Genomic DNA, 14,188 nt, shown 5'->3' with positions numbered 1-14,188 from the left:
TCGCGCGCATCAGGTCTCATACCTGGAATGGGCGGCCAAGTTAGCCGCGCGGATCAACTGCTCACGGAGCCGTGCCGAGAACTTGTGAGGGCGGGGCGGAGCCGCAGGGCGGCTGGGTCACCGAAGGAGCCCGAACGTGACTGCCGCCGCTGCCGCCCCCAGGGCGGCGCCCGCGATCGTCTGGGCCGTCGTGTGGTCGCGTAGGGCAACGCGCGACCAGCCGATGGCGGCCACAGCAAGCACCAAGGGACACAGAACGAGACCGTAGACCTGGATGAGGATGACTACGACACCGCCCGCGACGGCGGTGTGTACGGAGACCTTCCACCAGACCGTGACTGCCATGGTCGCGGCAAGGCCCACGAGCATCGCCGTGACGAGAGCGAAGACCTCGCGGGGAGCGTCGAACACCACGAGCAGAGAGATACCCAGGAGGACCGAGGCCATTGTGGCACTCAGGGGAATCGCACGCTGGCTCCGCACCTTCACGTGCTTGTCGGTCCAGTGGCCGAACTTGACGCCGAGCAGGATGACGGCGAAGGGGATGCCACCGCAGAAGAGTGCCGCCAGGAGGCCCCAGCCGAGTCCCGCCCAGTCGTTGGTGCTGTGCCAACCGACAACGAGCAGGATGCCCATCACTAGATAGGCCGGGGCCAGGGCGTCAGTTATCACGCGGGCCAGGCGCACGGGCGGATGGGGAGTGCTCATCGAAAGTCCTGACGGTTGGATAGGGCGAAGTCACGTACCAGGTCGGACCGGTAGGCCGTGGACAGCTGTTTCAGAGCCTGGATCTCGGTGCGGAGATCTGGGCCGCCGCTGGCGGGTGGGACGACGCCTCCGGAAGCGGAATGATCACCGGCGGTGTGGTTGAGCCGTGCGGTAAGTACCCAACACGCCTCGGCGGTGACGGCTGCTTGGGCGCCGACGAGCCCTTGCCGTGCGATGTACGCGTGGGCTTCTTCACGGAGACTCGTAGGTGCGTGGGATCCGAGCGCGAGTACCGCATCGCGGATCTCGATTCCCCGGCGATAGAGCCGGTCCCGACTACGTCGGACGTCGAGGGCTTCGGGGATACGGCCTCGTGGCGCTTCGTAGCGAACTGTGGGTGCCACGCTGGTGAGGTCGAACCAGAGAGGTCGCAACAGCACGAGATCGCGATGCATGGGGTACCAGGCGCCCAGACGGCGCCCAACGGGCAAAGTACTTCCGGCGATGATGAACAGCAACGCGCTGAAGAGGAGAGTGTTGCTGATCGTGCTGTCCGCCTCGGGAGAGAGCGCGTCCACTCCGAAGAACCGAAGGGCGAGGGCGACTACGCGGTGCGCGGCGTAGACCATGCCGATCGTTGTGCCGATGCCGGTCAGTCGAAGTCCACGCCCCAGCAGACCCGCGTTGGGATGGCGGCCCCACTGCCAGCAGAGGCGTGTGGCGCTGAGCAGAGCCGTAGCCAGGAACGCGCTCCAGATGACGCCGTAGAGAGCGATAGGCCAGTCCGCGGCGTACTCGGTCAGGATGTCCTCCGCCTCCCGCGGTTGCGGAGCTGAGAGGAACAGCACGGTAAGGCATGCGGCGGCCGTCACAGGGACGGCGACGTGCTGTCTGGAGCTGGGTAGTTCAGGACTGCGTTCGTCGGCAATGTCGTGAACGAACGTCAGGACCGAATAGGCGGCCAGAATTCCAGCCACGTGCTTGCAGAGCGTTGCGACGTTGTGAACGCCGAGGGTGTCGTCGAGCGCGGAGGCTATGTCGGCCGGCTTGATTGTCATGGCGATCGCGAGAGCGATGAACGCGCTCCATAGCGGGCGCTTGCGCTTGTCGCGCATGGCGGCAGGTGCTCGCCACAGGGCGACAGCCCATAGGAGGATCGCCGGAACGAGGAAGATCATGGGAATTTCTCAGGTATCGCTCAGGGCGTCGTCGAGCCTCTGAAGGACGGACTCTCGGTCGCGGTTTTTCTTCGTGGCCAGGTCTGCCTCGGAGGCGATGAGACCTGCCAGGTATTCGGCACTTCGCTCATCTTCGGTGTTGTAACTGGCCCGCTTCATAAGGCTGGTCACCATGGCCGGCGACAGGTCCGGGAACAGGGCTGCGCTGATCCCCGTTCCGCTGTTGTCCAGAGCGGACTGGTGTCCCAGAAGCATGTGGCCCAACTCGTGCAGGATGATGTGCGTCCGGTGCAGTGGGCTGGTCGACTGTTCGTGAAAGATGTGGTCGGCCTTTTCTGTTGCAAGCCAGGCGCCGCACGGAATGTCTGTACCGGTGACGCCAGGTGTGCTGTGTAGATAGAGAGGACGTCCGCGCTGTTTGGCGATGCTCCTGCACAGGGCCTCCACGTCGAAGGGGGCCTGGATGTCGAGGGACCGAACCAGATCCTCGCAACGCTCCCGGCTTCGGGGTGCGCGGCCGGCGGATTCACGACGACTACGCAAAGACAAGGCGCCTCCGCAGGTTTCTTTTGGCCCGTACTCAATATGAGCCGGTGCAATAAATGGTGCGTCCCCCGCACTCGCAACGTTAACGGATGTGCGGTGCACTCAATCGCGAAACTAGATGAATCTGCAATCAGTTTCATGATCAAGTGACTGTTGGTCAATTGATTACGTGGTCAAATTGGATCAAACGACCACAAGGGGCAGTCGTTGTGGGCGAACGCGGGTTGGGCATTAAATTGGTGACGAACGTCACCCTGCATTCAAGTGGGTCATTCCCTGGGCTTTCCCGAAGGTTCTTGTGTCCTGGCAGGGGTGTCTATTTGCTCTGCGGGGGAGATGGGGATAGGTGAACGCCCGACGGTGAGTCGGTCGGATGGCGACCCGTGGGGGTTCGCTTCCGCTCTTTGATTCCTGCCTGATCTCAAGGAGTCCTCTTTTGAACCCGCTTGCGCCTTGTGCCTTGTGGCAAGGTGGCGGGCGGCGTTACTACCGAACGAGTTGGAAGGGCTCATGGCCGCGGACGTTTTCGACGAAATCGACCATCGCTACCGGGTATCCGGTCGCCGAGTCGCGGCAATCCGCGCGCCGTCGCCTCTCATGGCCTGCGGCCGACGCTCGTTGGTGCTCCTGTCGTTTCGCGGCAGGCGATACGGGCGTGCCCCTGCACGGGCGGCCATCGGCGTCGAGGTGGCGGCGTCCAGGCTTCCTGGATCCAGGGCGGGGTTCCGTCGAGTCCTGGGATCCAGGAGTGGATCCTTGTGTGTCTATGTGTGAGGCCGCCAACTGCTCTGACTTCACGTGAGATACCGAATGAGCTTGCCGGGTTGCGGCATGCTGCTCAGCCCTCGTCGCTGAGCCCCTCCAGGGCGCGCGCCCTCTCCACGAAGCCGCGGATCGTTTGAAGGGTCTCCGATGAGAGCCCGGAGGATCTCAGGGCGACGCCCCGAACCTCGGCGTCGCGGAATGCGGTGAGGAGTGCCAGTTCGGACTCGACGCGTTCCGAGTCCTCGGCGGAGAAGAAATATGAGGGGGGTACGCCGAAGAAGTCCGCGAGGGCTTCCAGGTGGCGCATGGTCGGGTTGTCCTTCTTGCCGGTCCGCAGGCTCCAGATGTAGCTGGCGGAGACGGTGGGCCCTCCCCGCTTGGCGATCTCGGTCGCGACCTCTTCGTGCGTGTACGCGGCTCGGCCGCGAGGGCGCACCGTCTCGAACAGGTAGTCGAGCTTGCTGGCGAGGGTGCGCTTCCCCTCGGGGGTTCCGTCGCTCACCATGCCTACTCCCCGTTCGGTGATTCGTTCAGTGTGACTGATGAGAACGATACCCCAGGGTCGCCATTTTCCCTGGTTGACGTTGATCATATTTGCTGGTCTAGTGTCGTCGCACGATCATCGACTCATGGAAACGAGGTGGTGGGCAGGGCAGGCGAGACGGGTGGGTCACCCACAAGTTCTGCGTCCCAGCAGACAGAGACGAGAAACGGCGCCCAGGAGCTGGTAACTCCCAGGCGCCGTCAACCCCGAGAGGGGCGGATTCATACATCGGTGAGCGGCCGGGCTTTTGCACGAGAACGGCCACTCACCGTCCAAGCAAGGGAGTATTGCATGCTGCTGTCCGCAGAGGAGTGGGCGAGTACCCCGCCGGACGTCGCGGATCGCGAGTGGCGCTTGGTGTCCCACGCCATCGTCGATGACGAGGCCGGGGAGAGGTTGGCGCTGGGCCGGACGACCGCTGGAGCCGCAGTCCGCAGGCTTCAAAGGGGACGGCCGGAAACGGACTGGAACCGGTCATACATCTTCGATCTCGCCGACGCGCCCCTCAACAGCGGCAACCTGCTCGCCGCCGGTCGGGGCCGCTGATATGGCGCGGATACGCACCATCAAGCCGGAGGCATTCGTCTCCGAGTCGCTCGCCGAAGTGAGCGTCGAGGCAGAGCGGACCTTCTTCGGACTGCTCACTCAGGCCGACGACCACGGCCGCCACCGTGACAACGCAGCGATCATTGCCGGGCTTCTCTGGCCCCTGCGCGCCGAGCACACCTCGGTCCACGTCGAAGACGACCTTCACCAGCTCGCCAATGCTGGCCTGATCTGCCGGTACACCGGCTGCGACGGCCGCCGCTACCTCCACATTGTGACCTGGTCCGACCACCAGAAGATCGACAAGCCGAGCCAGTCCCGCCTGCCCTCCTGCCCGCAGCACCACGGTGCCGACCGGTGCGCCCCCTGCAAGGGCACCTGCACCAAGCGGACCGAGGAGCCGCCCACCCCTCCCCGAGGGCTCGCCGAGCCTTCGGGGAGCGCTCCCCGAGCCCTCGATCTGCCCGCGAAACCCGCCGCGACGCCTCGCGGCCACGCAGGCGAGGCTCCCGCCGCCCAGCAGGACGCCTTTGACGGCATGGTCGGCACCTCTAGCCACGCGGGTCTTAAAAGTGCAGGTCAGGGCACATTCGCCGAGGATTCCCCGAACCTTCCCCGAAGCCTCGGAGAGGGCTCGGCGCCTGGATCTAGGATCTTGGATCCTGGATCTTCTTTCCCTACGGGGCGCACAGCGCCCGCAGCCCCCGACTCGGCCAACCAGCTCGTCGGCGAGTACGTCGCTGCATGCGACGAGCGCCCGCCCAGCGACGTGATCGGACACCTCGGGCGGATCACCAAGAAGCTCCTGGGCGAGGGCATCGCCCCGGAGCACATCCGGGCCGGACTGCAGAACTTCGCAGCCAACCCCAAGCACCCGAGCGTGCTGACCAGCATGGTCAACGAGGCCATGAACGCACGGTCCGGCGGTTTGGCGCGGCCGGGAATCCGGCCTAACGTGCCCGCTCACCAGGCGTGGACCAACCCCGCCAACGCTGCCGCCGCCTACGCCGAGGAGCTGTAATGCGCACCCGTAACCGCGAACCGCAGACCCTCGGCGAGGGCACCCTGGACCGGATGGCCCGGATCCTGGCCGCTCGTAACATCGCCCCGGCCGCCGTCGCCACACTGGTCGACGAACCCGAGCCGTTCTCCCCGCTGGACGCCCTGTCCGCAGGGATGCCCCCGCGCTACCAGGCCGCAGTCGCCGACCACCCCCAGGTCCTGGCCTGGGCCCGCGATGTCGCCGAGGCGGCCGTCGCCCCCAGCCGGGGAGCCCGGCGACAGGTCACCACCGGGCCCAGCCTGCTGATGGCCGGGGTCGTCGGCGCGGGCAAGACGCACCAGGCGTACGGCGCGGTCCGGCAGCTGGTACAGAGCGGAGTCGGCGTGCGCTGGCGCGCGACCACCGCCGCCGACCTGTACGCCGACCTGCGGCCCCGGCCCGGGGTCGACAGTGAGCGGGAGCTGGCGGCCGTCAGCCGCTGCCCGCTGCTGATCATCGACGACCTCGGCGCGGCCAAGGCGTCCGAGTGGGTCGAGGAAGTGACGTACCGGCTGATCAACCGCCGGTACAACTACGAGCTCCCGACCTTGATCACCACCAACCTGGCGATCAAGGACCTCCGGGCCTACCTCGGCGACCGCGTCACCAGCAGGCTCGCGCAGATGACCACCCGGGTCGAGTTCGAGCCGGTCGACCGCAGACGCCACCGCACCGCAGCCTGAGCCACCGCAGGCCGCCACACCGGGCCGTGCGCCACGCGCCGCCCGTGCACCTCACCGACCCAGCGCACCTCTCCGCCGACGCCCCTGCGCGCGGAGAGCGATCGGAGCACCTCGCATGACCACCATGACGATCAGCCCTGCCCGCCACCGGTCGCTCGGCGACCAGACCTGGCAGGACGAGGCCGTCTGCCAGAGCACCGAGTACAACCCGGTGGATCCCGACATCTTCTTCCCGGAGCCCGACGAGACCGGCAAGATTGCCGCGGCGAAGGCGCTGTGCGGCCAGTGCCCAGTCCGCCGGACCTGCCTCGATGCCGCGCTGGAAGGCGGCAATAGCGACGGTATCCGGGGCGGCCTGACCGAGGAGGAGCGCGGGCCACTGCACGAGAAGATCGCCCACCGCCTCGACTACAGCCGTGTCAACGACACGATCGCGGGGCGCGACATCCACCTCACCAATGCCGAGCGCCGCGCGGTCGTCTACGCCGCCTTCCACCATGGGGTGACCGAGCAGCGTCTGGCCTGGCTCCTGAAGATCTCCGAGGAGCATGCCCAGAAGCTGTACCGAGAGACCCGCCGCGCTCTCGTACACCGTGACCTGGAGCCGGCCACGAACACCACCACGTCTCCCGAGGCCGACGGTGAGCGCCTGGGCCGCGACGACTTCGGGACGGCGGCGTGAGTACCGCGAGCATGCCGAAGGCGGCGCACATCACCGGCTGGGACCGCGCGGTCGTCATCGCCCTGGGCGGCGCAGGATGCGCGCTGTCGTACGACGCCCTCCAGCAGATGGCCGTCGCCGTCCACATCCGCGGTTTCCTCACCTACCTCTTCCCGCTGGTGATCGACGGGTTCATCGCCTACGGCATCCGGGCACTCCTGGTCCTCCGCGACGCGCCTCTGCGCGCCCGGCTCTACGTCTGGACCCTCTTCGGCACGGCCACCGCCGCCAGCATCTGGGCCAACGCGCTCCACGCGGTGCGACTCAACGAGGACGCAGTCGCCGACACCGGACTCCGGCTCGGGGACACAGTGGTCGCGGTGCTGTCCACCATCGCCCCGCTCGCGCTGGCCGGAGCGGTCCACCTCTACATCCTCATCGCCCGGGGCCCGGTCAAGGGCAGTGACCGCGAGGACCTCGGTCAGGCCGGTCACCTCGGTCAGGCTGACCGACCCGAGGGAATCGCGGTCACCCGGACTGACCGGGTCGGTCAGCAGCAGCCGCAGGCCGGTCAGGTCAGCGCCGGACAGCCGGTCACTGCCCTGACCGACCGGCCGCGACTGTCCCTGGACAAGCAGACCCCGAGTCCTCGGTCACTGACCGGGGACAGTGCCCCGGCGGACAGCAGCAACCCGGTCACCGGTCACCACGAGCAGCCGCACGAGGCCGCTGACCTGCCCGGACAGTCGGACACCGCGCCGCCGGTCACTGACCGCCCGGCCGGCACCGAGCCGGTCACCGACCACCAGGACCGCCTCTCGCCGGTCACCGACCGGCCGGTCACTGACCGGGACACCCGCACAACCAGTGACCGGCGGCCTGACCCGGATACCGAGGAGCTGCTGAAGATCGCCCGGTCAGCGGTCAGGGCCGAGGACAAGCTGACCCGCAAGGTGGTCGCCCAGGCGATCCGAGGCCAGCAGATCCCCCTGTCCAACGACACGCTGACCGCCCTGATGGCCCAGCTCCGCAAGCACCACGGACAGCCGGTCACCTCCGCCCGGAACTGACCGGACAGCCCGAAGCGGGTGACCGAGCCGGACACCTTGGCCGGTCACCCGCCCCGGACACACACCCCCACAGCCTCCCGAAGCGGAGCGGAGAGCACCACATGCGCACCCACCCGGCCACACCTGCCGAGGTCGATTCCTGGCTGACCGTCCTGCACCAGCGCGGCCACCTCCGCCGCGGCGCCCAATCCGGCCCCGACAACACCTGGACTGTGCAACGAACCCCGCACAGTCGCCCCTGGACCCTGCACCACCCGGTCCTGGCCATGGACTGGATCGAGGAACTCGTCCGCGAAATCCGGCAGCAGAATCCGGAGACGAGCCGGTGACCGCCAACGACCTGGTGGTCACCACGGCCGGACAGCAGCGTGACCCCACGACGGCTCCTGGCGGAGCAAGTTGTCGCGTACGACGGTCCTACGGCCCGTCGTACGCACTTGCCCCCGCCCAGGAGGGCGGGGGAAGTCCGGTTGGTCCCCGAGCGAGGGCGCACGGTGACCAACCGGACTCCCGGCACCAGGAGGCGCCCGTCGTGGGAGGAGAAGCAGACCGCCACGACCACCGCGAGCAGCCGAGCCCGAGCACGCCCGCTTTCCCCGACCGCAAACCGCGCCGCCGCAGCCGCAACCCGAGCGAGCGCACCCGCAAGACGACCACTCGCCTCTCCGACACTGAGAAAGCCGAGATCGTCGCCGCCGCCGCGCAGCGCGGCGTCACCGTCGCCCGATTCCTCGCCGCCGCCGGCCTCGCTGCCGCCCGCGGTTCCACCACCTTGCACACCAACGACCAACTCGACACCGCCATCGACGAGCTGGCCGCCCTGCGCACCGCCCTCTCCAGGGTCGGCAACAACATCAACCAGATCGCCTACATCTACAACGCCGGAGGGCAGCCCAGCCCCGGCGAACTCGACCACGCCCTCACGGCCCTGACCCGACTCCTGGCCCGCATCGACGACACGGCCGACGCCCTGGTGAAAAAGCGACTCTGATGGTCCCCAAAATCCGACGCGGCTCACGAACGCACGGCCTGCTCGTCTACCTGTACGGTCCCGGCAAACGCGATGAACACATCGACGCCCACCTCGTTGGGAGTTGGGACGGCTTCGCCCCCGACCCCGGACGCGACACCAGCCCCGACTCCGACCCCAAGGTCACCCTCGCCCGCCTCGCCGCCGCGTTGGACCTGCGTGTCAAGCAGGCCGGCACCACGGCACCGGCCGAGCACGTCTGGCACTGCTCGGTCCGCACCGACCCCGGCGACCGGACCCTGACCGACGCCGAGTGGAACACCGTCGCCCGCCGCCTGGTCCACGCCGTCAACCTCGCCCCCGAAGGGGACCCGGACGGCTGCCGCTGGGTCGCCGTGCGGCACGCGGACGACCACATCCACATCCTGGCCACCATGGTCCGAGGCGACCTTCGCCGCCCCAGGATGAACTACGACTTCAAGAAGGCCCAGGCCGAATGCCGCCGTATCGAAAAGCAGATGGGACTGCGCGAGCTCAAGCCCGGCGACGGCACCGGAGCCAAGACCCCCACCAGCGCCGAACGCTTCAAGGCCGAGCGCACCAACCGACCCGAGGCGCCACGCGAGACACTCCGGGAAGCCGTCCGCCACGCCCTCGCCGGGACCGCCACCGAAGAGGAGTTCTTCACCCGGCTGCGCCAGGCGGGCCTGCGCGTGAAGATGCGAATCGCCCCATCCGGCGATGCCATCGGCTACAATGTCGCACTCCCCGGTGACCGCAACCGCGACCGCAAGCCGATCTGGTTCGCGGGCTCCACCCTGGCCCCTGACCTGTCCCTGCCGAAGATCCGCCTTCGGCTGGCCGACGGCACTGCCGACCAGAGGACGCCTCCGGCCGCCACCAGCGGCCGACCGGACTGGTCCCAGCCCGCCCGGGAACGACGGAGCGCCACCGGTATCGCCGAGCACGCCGCCATCATGCTCGCCAGCGACGACGACGAAGCCGCAGCCCAACTCGTCGGGGTCGGCGAACTCCTGGACGCGGTCGCACAGACCTCTCCGGCCGCCACCCGCTCCGAGCTGGGTGCAGCCGCCCGCGCCTTCGAGCGCGCCACCCGCAGTCACGTCCGAGCCGAGCGCGCCGACACCCGGGCAATCCGATCGGCGGCCCGGGGCATCATCCAGGCCGGCAGCGCACTTGGCCGTGGCGAGGACGGCGGCACCACCGCCATGCTCGTCTCCACCCTGGTCCTCGTTGCCCTCGCCGCCGCCCGCTGGCACTCCGCTCGTGGCCATGCCCAACAGGCCCACGCCTCCCGACAGACCGTCGAGCATCTGCGAGCCGCCTACCGCCAGGCCGCCGCCACGCCCATGCAGGCACTGCGCGACCAAGGCCGCGCCCTGCTCGAAGCCGAACGCCGAACCTACGAGGCCACCATCCGTGCAGCCCTGCCGGAAGAGAGGCTGCGAGCAGACAGCTCGTCGACGAAGACCGATGCCCTGGCCGCGACCCTTGCCCAGGCCGAGCAAGCAGGCCACGACCCCAAGGCCCTCCTCCAGCAAGCCATCGACATGCGCGAACTCGACACCGCCGAGGACGTGAACGATGTCCTGGTCTGGCGACTGCGCCGTGTCGCCCAGCTCCCCGCTCACCCGGGCGAGGCGATCCGCCGCCCGCAGGCCGGCACCAGCCAGCGCAAGCCCTCGGCCAACCGCACCATCACCCGAACAGCACCCATGGCCGCACCTCGCCCCGCCGCCTCAGACCCGCGTAACCGCCCACCGCGCCGCTGACCGAACTCCGGCAGGTCGGTCACCGGCTGCCAGACTCCGAGAAACCCCTGGACAACCGGTTCCACCGGCTGTTAGGGATGGAAACAGAAGGCCCTCGACCGGGAGATGACGCTCGTGCTCAGAACCACCGACCGCCCCGCAGAGCCGACACCCGTGCTGCCCATCCTCCCCGCCGGCAACGATCCCCTGCTGCAACTCGAGTACGAGACGCAGCCGCCCAGCGGCCCCGGCGCGACGCGCTGCCTCAGCCACCCGCGCGAACTGGCCCTTCGCGGGATCCCCGTGATGTGCACGGCCTGCCGCGCCCGGCGCGACTGGCTGCTCATCAACCACGGCCGCAACGTCTGGATCGTCTGCCGGTGCAGCGACCAGTGGCTCGAACCCGAGATCAGCCGCGCCGACTTCGACGCCCTGATCGCCACTCAGGACGGGACTACCTACCCCAGCATCGAGCAGGGGCTCGCGGCTCTCGGCTTCGACGGTGCTTTCGCTGGCACCTACCTGTAGCGGTGATCAACTGGGCGACCGTCTGGCCCAGGGACGATGCCGACAGTGACGCAGGTGGGTGTACTCGTCCTTGAGCACGATTGACTTGTCAGTGCCTGGTCCTACAGTGGGAACCACGCACGGACAGTCGTCTGCCACCGAATTCGGCGGCACCCGCGTCACGCGGCTACAGCCGGCTGACGTGCAGCCCAAGGTCGCTTACCCACTGGTAAGCGACCTTTGTGGTTTCGTTCCACGGGTGCATCTTGAGCCCGTATGAGGTCAAAGGAGAACTGCCACGGCGGTAGAGCCGGGGATGGAGGTGCTCAAGGTAGCGGCGCTCGGTGTTGCCGAACTTGTCGTTGTCGAATGCCTTGTAGGTGGCGGACGCAGCGATATCAGCGAGTTGGAGCATCTCGTTGCGTTTAGGCTGGTCGATCCGGCCACCGCGGGGGTCGAGAGCCGCCCATTCAATGCGGCAGGTTTCCGGGCCTTCCTTGCGGAGCAGTGCTTCAAAGGTGCGGAGCTTCGCTACTTCCATCCGAACGATGTGCGCAAGGGTGTAGCAGAGGTTTGCGTCGGTGTCCCGGGCGAGCCAAGAGAGCCGCTCAAGCAGGTACCGCACGGTGAGGAGATATGCCTCATCCTCGTCGAGGATCCGGGTCTCATCAGGTAGAAGGCGCTTCGCCACCACGACGGTGGAGATGGTTACCCACTCTTGCTCGCCGAGAAGCCGTGCTGCGTGCACACGTTCCTCGTGTTTGAGCTTCTGCCAGTGGAGAGTATCTCCAGGGCGGCGACCGAAATCGTGGCGGAGGTTCGCCAGGAACTCGCGAGCGCTGGGCAGGTCTTCGTCAGCGATGATGACCGCAGAGAGGATGAAGTGGTCACTCGCCTTCGGTTTGTGCGAGCGGACGCCGGCTTCATCAATGAACGCGTGCAGCCGACGTACGATCGGCTGATGCCGGTCTTGTGCGGGCAGGGCAACTTCTACTGCCGGGTCCACCACTTCTGGCCCTCCACTCCTGCGTGACGGCGGTTGTACGGTCGACCGTCTAACAGGAACGGCGGCGCATACGTCTGGAGGAATGGTGGCACTGCAAGCCGTACTTAGCCACGTGACTATCCACAGGCGTTGTTTGTACTGCCAGTAGAACTGTGGAAAACCTCCTCAACTCTGTGGATACGGCGGTGGATAGACGCACTTTCAGTGCCCCTAGGATCCGCCCATCATGCCTCTGAACTGGGCGTTCGCGTGTAACTGGCCTGTGGGAGAAAGAATTCCCTCACCGGTCCGACTCAAAGGAGCGCACTTAGCCGACAATTGGGCAACTTTGGCCCGCGTTCGCGCTTCAGCTCGGCACCGCCCTTTGCCTGGTGGCGAACTACAGCCGCTCTCACCCTGTGACTACCGACACAGTCGCGGCATTCCTCGGTCTTGCATGGTGGTCAGCCGCGGTTGTCGTTCTTCGGCAGCCCACCCCGGAAGTGGCAGCCGGGGCACTCGTCCTCGCCCTGGATATGACCCTCGTTCCAGCCGTGGACGGTCACGTGCAGGATCGCCTCTTCCACCGAGGCTTCGCCGTCGCGTACTGATGCGATGGCGTTGCCGACGACCACCTGGAGCACAGCGTTGTCAGACGAAGGGAACGGCGGAGACGGCATCGGCGAGTCGGACGTCATGGCCGCAGCCTACGGGCGGGCACGACTACAGGTCAGCCGGACGGAGTGATCTCGTGCTGAGAGGGGCCGTGCAGGTCGCTCCGGAACCCTCGGCCGACGGGCCGCCAGCCCTGGAAGGTAGCGGGCTTCCAGCGCGGCCGGTCCGGCACGCTGGTGTCGTCGGGCTTCGGCAGGCTGCCCCGGCTCTTGCGGCTACGGGCAGCTCGGACGCTGATGCCCAGGTGAGCGGCGACCTCCGGATACCCCCAGAGTTGCTGGTCGTCGGCCATCGTGTCCTCCTCGTTCGTCGGTGGTGAGCGTACGCAACGCGCGGCTGGGCGTGCGGCAAGGCCGCCCCTGCCTGAGCGACACGGGGCGGCCTTCTGCGGTTTCGGTCAGACCTGGGCGAGGCGATTCGAGAGATCGAGGGCGGCGGTCGCGACCGCGAGGGCGGCGCACAGGCCGAGCACCTCGTGGATGGTTGGGCGGACCAGGCGCGGCCAGTCGTCCGGGGCGGCGGGCCAGGAGGCGAGATGCACCTCTGTGGTGGCCAGGCCCAGATGGGCTGTGACGTCCCAGCCTGCGAGGGAGGCTGGCTCCCAGTGAAGGCGAATGCGCCCCAGGGGGAGCGTCTGAGTTTCGGCGGCGAGCCAGGTGACGTCGAGCGGCCCGTTGGGCAGGGCGGAGACGCGCTGGACCAGCGCGCCGCGTACGCCGCTCGGCATGGGCCGTATGGCGAGGCCGTGCAGCGGAAGGACGTGCGAAGGTCGGGATCGCGACGAGATAGGAACCTCCGGGGTGGGTCGGTGGGACTGGTCAGGCCCAGGCGAGGGCGTCGCTGACCTCCACCGGGAGGTAGCCCTCTTGGCCGTCGTCGGTGATGAACGCCTTGCCGTTTCGGACGATGATCTCGGCCCCCAAGTAGTGGGTGAAAGGGAAGTCCGGGTTGATGGCGAGGCGGATCGGCAGGTTGGGGTCGAGGTCCTGGAGCTGGCGGAGCAGGTGGCCGACGGTCAGGTAGTGGGGCACGGAAACCTCCGAAAGGGGGATGGGATGACGGGGCGAAGTTGGTGGTGGAGCATCAGGAACCGTCGAGTCGAAGGAGGTAGCGAAGGACCTGCGGTCACTGGGTGTGGCTGGCGAGGTGCCGCTTGCGGCACTCGTTGACGTAGCCCTTGCCGTACTCCTCCATCTCCCAGCCGCCGCAGGAGTAGATGGCCCGCGTGTATGCGCGGCCGGGGCAGTCGGGGTGGAGCGGCTTACCGGAGCTGGTGTGCTTGTGGTCCGCCGGGCGGCCGGTGCCATCAGCGTGGTGGTTGGTCAGCGGGGCGCGGAAGGGCATGGTGGATTTCTAGTGGTGTAGGGGGCCGGAAACCGGTCGGCCGGGTTCGGTGGGTATCAGGTGTGCGCGGTCATTCAGTGAAGTCGCGCTGCCACTGGCGTCGTTCGGCACGACGGGCTGCACGGCGGCGCACGGTCTTGGCACGGCGGCCGTACTGACCGGGTAGGTAGAAGCAGGTGCAGCGTCGGGCGT

At 67.6% G+C, this 14,188-nt stretch carries 19 protein-coding genes; 9 read left to right on the top strand and 10 right to left on the bottom strand.

The annotated features are described in order from the left end of the window. Positions 1 to 117: 117 nt before the first annotated feature. The 4 genes from ACIRJP_RS25745 to ACIRJP_RS25730 all read right to left on the bottom strand — a co-directional run bounded on the left by ACIRJP_RS25745 (position 118) and on the right by ACIRJP_RS25730 (position 3,702). Positions 118 to 708, bottom strand: a complete 591-nt coding sequence (locus ACIRJP_RS25745) for a hypothetical protein (protein WP_404178546.1) — start codon at positions 706 to 708, stop codon at positions 118 to 120. Beyond that, positions 705 to 1,886: an MAB_1171c family putative transporter gene (locus ACIRJP_RS25740; RefSeq protein ID WP_404178543.1), complete on the bottom strand. Its 1,182-nt coding sequence runs from the start codon at positions 1,884 to 1,886 to the stop codon at positions 705 to 707. Before ACIRJP_RS25740 ends, ACIRJP_RS25745 begins: the two co-directional genes overlap by 4 nt. Before the next feature lie 9 nt (positions 1,887 to 1,895). Then, positions 1,896 to 2,435: a hypothetical protein gene (locus ACIRJP_RS25735; RefSeq protein WP_404178540.1), complete on the bottom strand. Its 540-nt coding sequence runs from the start codon at positions 2,433 to 2,435 to the stop codon at positions 1,896 to 1,898. 835 nt (positions 2,436 to 3,270) lie between these two features. Beyond that, a complete protein-coding gene (locus ACIRJP_RS25730) occupies positions 3,271 to 3,702 on the bottom strand; it encodes a helix-turn-helix domain-containing protein (RefSeq protein WP_404178537.1) in 432 nt (143 codons plus the stop codon). Positions 3,703 to 4,032: 330 nt separating this feature from the next. Here ACIRJP_RS25730 and ACIRJP_RS25725 point away from each other — a divergent pair, with 330 nt between their 5' ends. From ACIRJP_RS25725 to ACIRJP_RS25685, 9 genes are all read left to right on the top strand, one after another. Next, the gene (locus ACIRJP_RS25725) at positions 4,033 to 4,287 is read left to right on the top strand and encodes a hypothetical protein (protein ID WP_404178534.1); all 255 of its coding nucleotides are present in this window, start codon (positions 4,033 to 4,035) and stop codon (positions 4,285 to 4,287) included. Between the two features lies 1 nt (position 4,288). Next, positions 4,289 to 5,308, top strand: a complete 1,020-nt coding sequence (locus tag ACIRJP_RS25720; protein ID WP_404178531.1) for a hypothetical protein — start codon at positions 4,289 to 4,291, stop codon at positions 5,306 to 5,308. Further along, positions 5,308 to 6,012 (top strand): ATP-binding protein, encoded by a 705-nt coding sequence (locus ACIRJP_RS25715; RefSeq protein ID WP_404178528.1) that lies wholly within the window; start codon positions 5,308 to 5,310, stop codon positions 6,010 to 6,012. Before ACIRJP_RS25720 ends, ACIRJP_RS25715 begins: the two co-directional genes overlap by 1 nt. A 115-nt stretch (positions 6,013 to 6,127) precedes the next feature. Then, positions 6,128 to 6,694 carry a WhiB family transcriptional regulator gene (locus tag ACIRJP_RS25710; protein ID WP_404178525.1) on the top strand — a complete coding sequence of 189 codons (567 nt, stop codon included), beginning with the start codon at positions 6,128 to 6,130 and terminating at the stop codon, positions 6,692 to 6,694. Beyond that, positions 6,691 to 7,743, top strand: coding sequence for a DUF2637 domain-containing protein (locus ACIRJP_RS25705; protein ID WP_404178522.1), 1,053 nt, complete (start codon positions 6,691 to 6,693; stop codon positions 7,741 to 7,743). Before ACIRJP_RS25710 ends, ACIRJP_RS25705 begins: the two co-directional genes overlap by 4 nt. 101 nt (positions 7,744 to 7,844) lie before the next feature. Beyond that, the gene (locus ACIRJP_RS25700) at positions 7,845 to 8,072 is read left to right on the top strand and encodes a hypothetical protein (protein WP_404178519.1); all 228 of its coding nucleotides are present in this window, start codon (positions 7,845 to 7,847) and stop codon (positions 8,070 to 8,072) included. A 203-nt stretch (positions 8,073 to 8,275) separates the two neighbouring features. Next, the gene (locus tag ACIRJP_RS25695) at positions 8,276 to 8,734 is read left to right on the top strand and encodes a plasmid mobilization protein (protein WP_404178516.1); all 459 of its coding nucleotides are present in this window, start codon (positions 8,276 to 8,278) and stop codon (positions 8,732 to 8,734) included. Continuing rightward, positions 8,734 to 10,506 carry a relaxase/mobilization nuclease domain-containing protein gene (locus tag ACIRJP_RS25690; RefSeq protein ID WP_404178513.1) on the top strand — a complete coding sequence of 591 codons (1,773 nt, stop codon included), beginning with the start codon at positions 8,734 to 8,736 and terminating at the stop codon, positions 10,504 to 10,506. The genes ACIRJP_RS25695 and ACIRJP_RS25690 overlap by 1 nt, the downstream gene beginning before the upstream one ends. Positions 10,507 to 10,611: 105 nt before the next feature. Continuing rightward, positions 10,612 to 11,013, top strand: coding sequence for a hypothetical protein (locus tag ACIRJP_RS25685; protein WP_404178510.1), 402 nt, complete (start codon positions 10,612 to 10,614; stop codon positions 11,011 to 11,013). 166 nt (positions 11,014 to 11,179) lie between these two features. Here the strand turns inward: ACIRJP_RS25685 and ACIRJP_RS25680 are convergent, their stop codons facing one another. From ACIRJP_RS25680 to ACIRJP_RS25655, 6 genes are all read right to left on the bottom strand, one after another. After that, the gene (locus ACIRJP_RS25680) at positions 11,180 to 12,001 is read right to left on the bottom strand and encodes a DUF3800 domain-containing protein (RefSeq protein ID WP_404178507.1); all 822 of its coding nucleotides are present in this window, start codon (positions 11,999 to 12,001) and stop codon (positions 11,180 to 11,182) included. 440 nt (positions 12,002 to 12,441) lie between these two features. Further along, positions 12,442 to 12,675, bottom strand: coding sequence for a hypothetical protein (locus ACIRJP_RS25675; protein ID WP_404178504.1), 234 nt, complete (start codon positions 12,673 to 12,675; stop codon positions 12,442 to 12,444). Positions 12,676 to 12,707: 32 nt separating this feature from the next. After that, positions 12,708 to 12,944: a MarR family transcriptional regulator gene (locus tag ACIRJP_RS25670; protein WP_404178501.1), complete on the bottom strand. Its 237-nt coding sequence runs from the start codon at positions 12,942 to 12,944 to the stop codon at positions 12,708 to 12,710. Positions 12,945 to 13,049: 105 nt separating this feature from the next. Further along, positions 13,050 to 13,379 (bottom strand): esterase, encoded by a 330-nt coding sequence (locus tag ACIRJP_RS25665; RefSeq protein ID WP_404178498.1) that lies wholly within the window; start codon positions 13,377 to 13,379, stop codon positions 13,050 to 13,052. Between the two features lie 91 nt (positions 13,380 to 13,470). Continuing rightward, positions 13,471 to 13,683 (bottom strand): hypothetical protein, encoded by a 213-nt coding sequence (locus ACIRJP_RS25660; RefSeq protein ID WP_404178495.1) that lies wholly within the window; start codon positions 13,681 to 13,683, stop codon positions 13,471 to 13,473. A gap of 94 nt (positions 13,684 to 13,777) precedes the next feature. After that, positions 13,778 to 13,996 carry a hypothetical protein gene (locus ACIRJP_RS25655; RefSeq protein ID WP_404178492.1) on the bottom strand — a complete coding sequence of 73 codons (219 nt, stop codon included), beginning with the start codon at positions 13,994 to 13,996 and terminating at the stop codon, positions 13,778 to 13,780. Positions 13,997 to 14,188 lie beyond the last annotated feature (192 nt).

This window comes from Streptomyces sp. NPDC102437, assembly GCF_044765565.1.
Taxonomy (GTDB): domain Bacteria; phylum Actinomycetota; class Actinomycetes; order Streptomycetales; family Streptomycetaceae; genus Streptomyces.
Note: the sequence above shows the minus strand (reverse complement) of the source record. Positions and strands in the feature narration are given on the sequence as shown.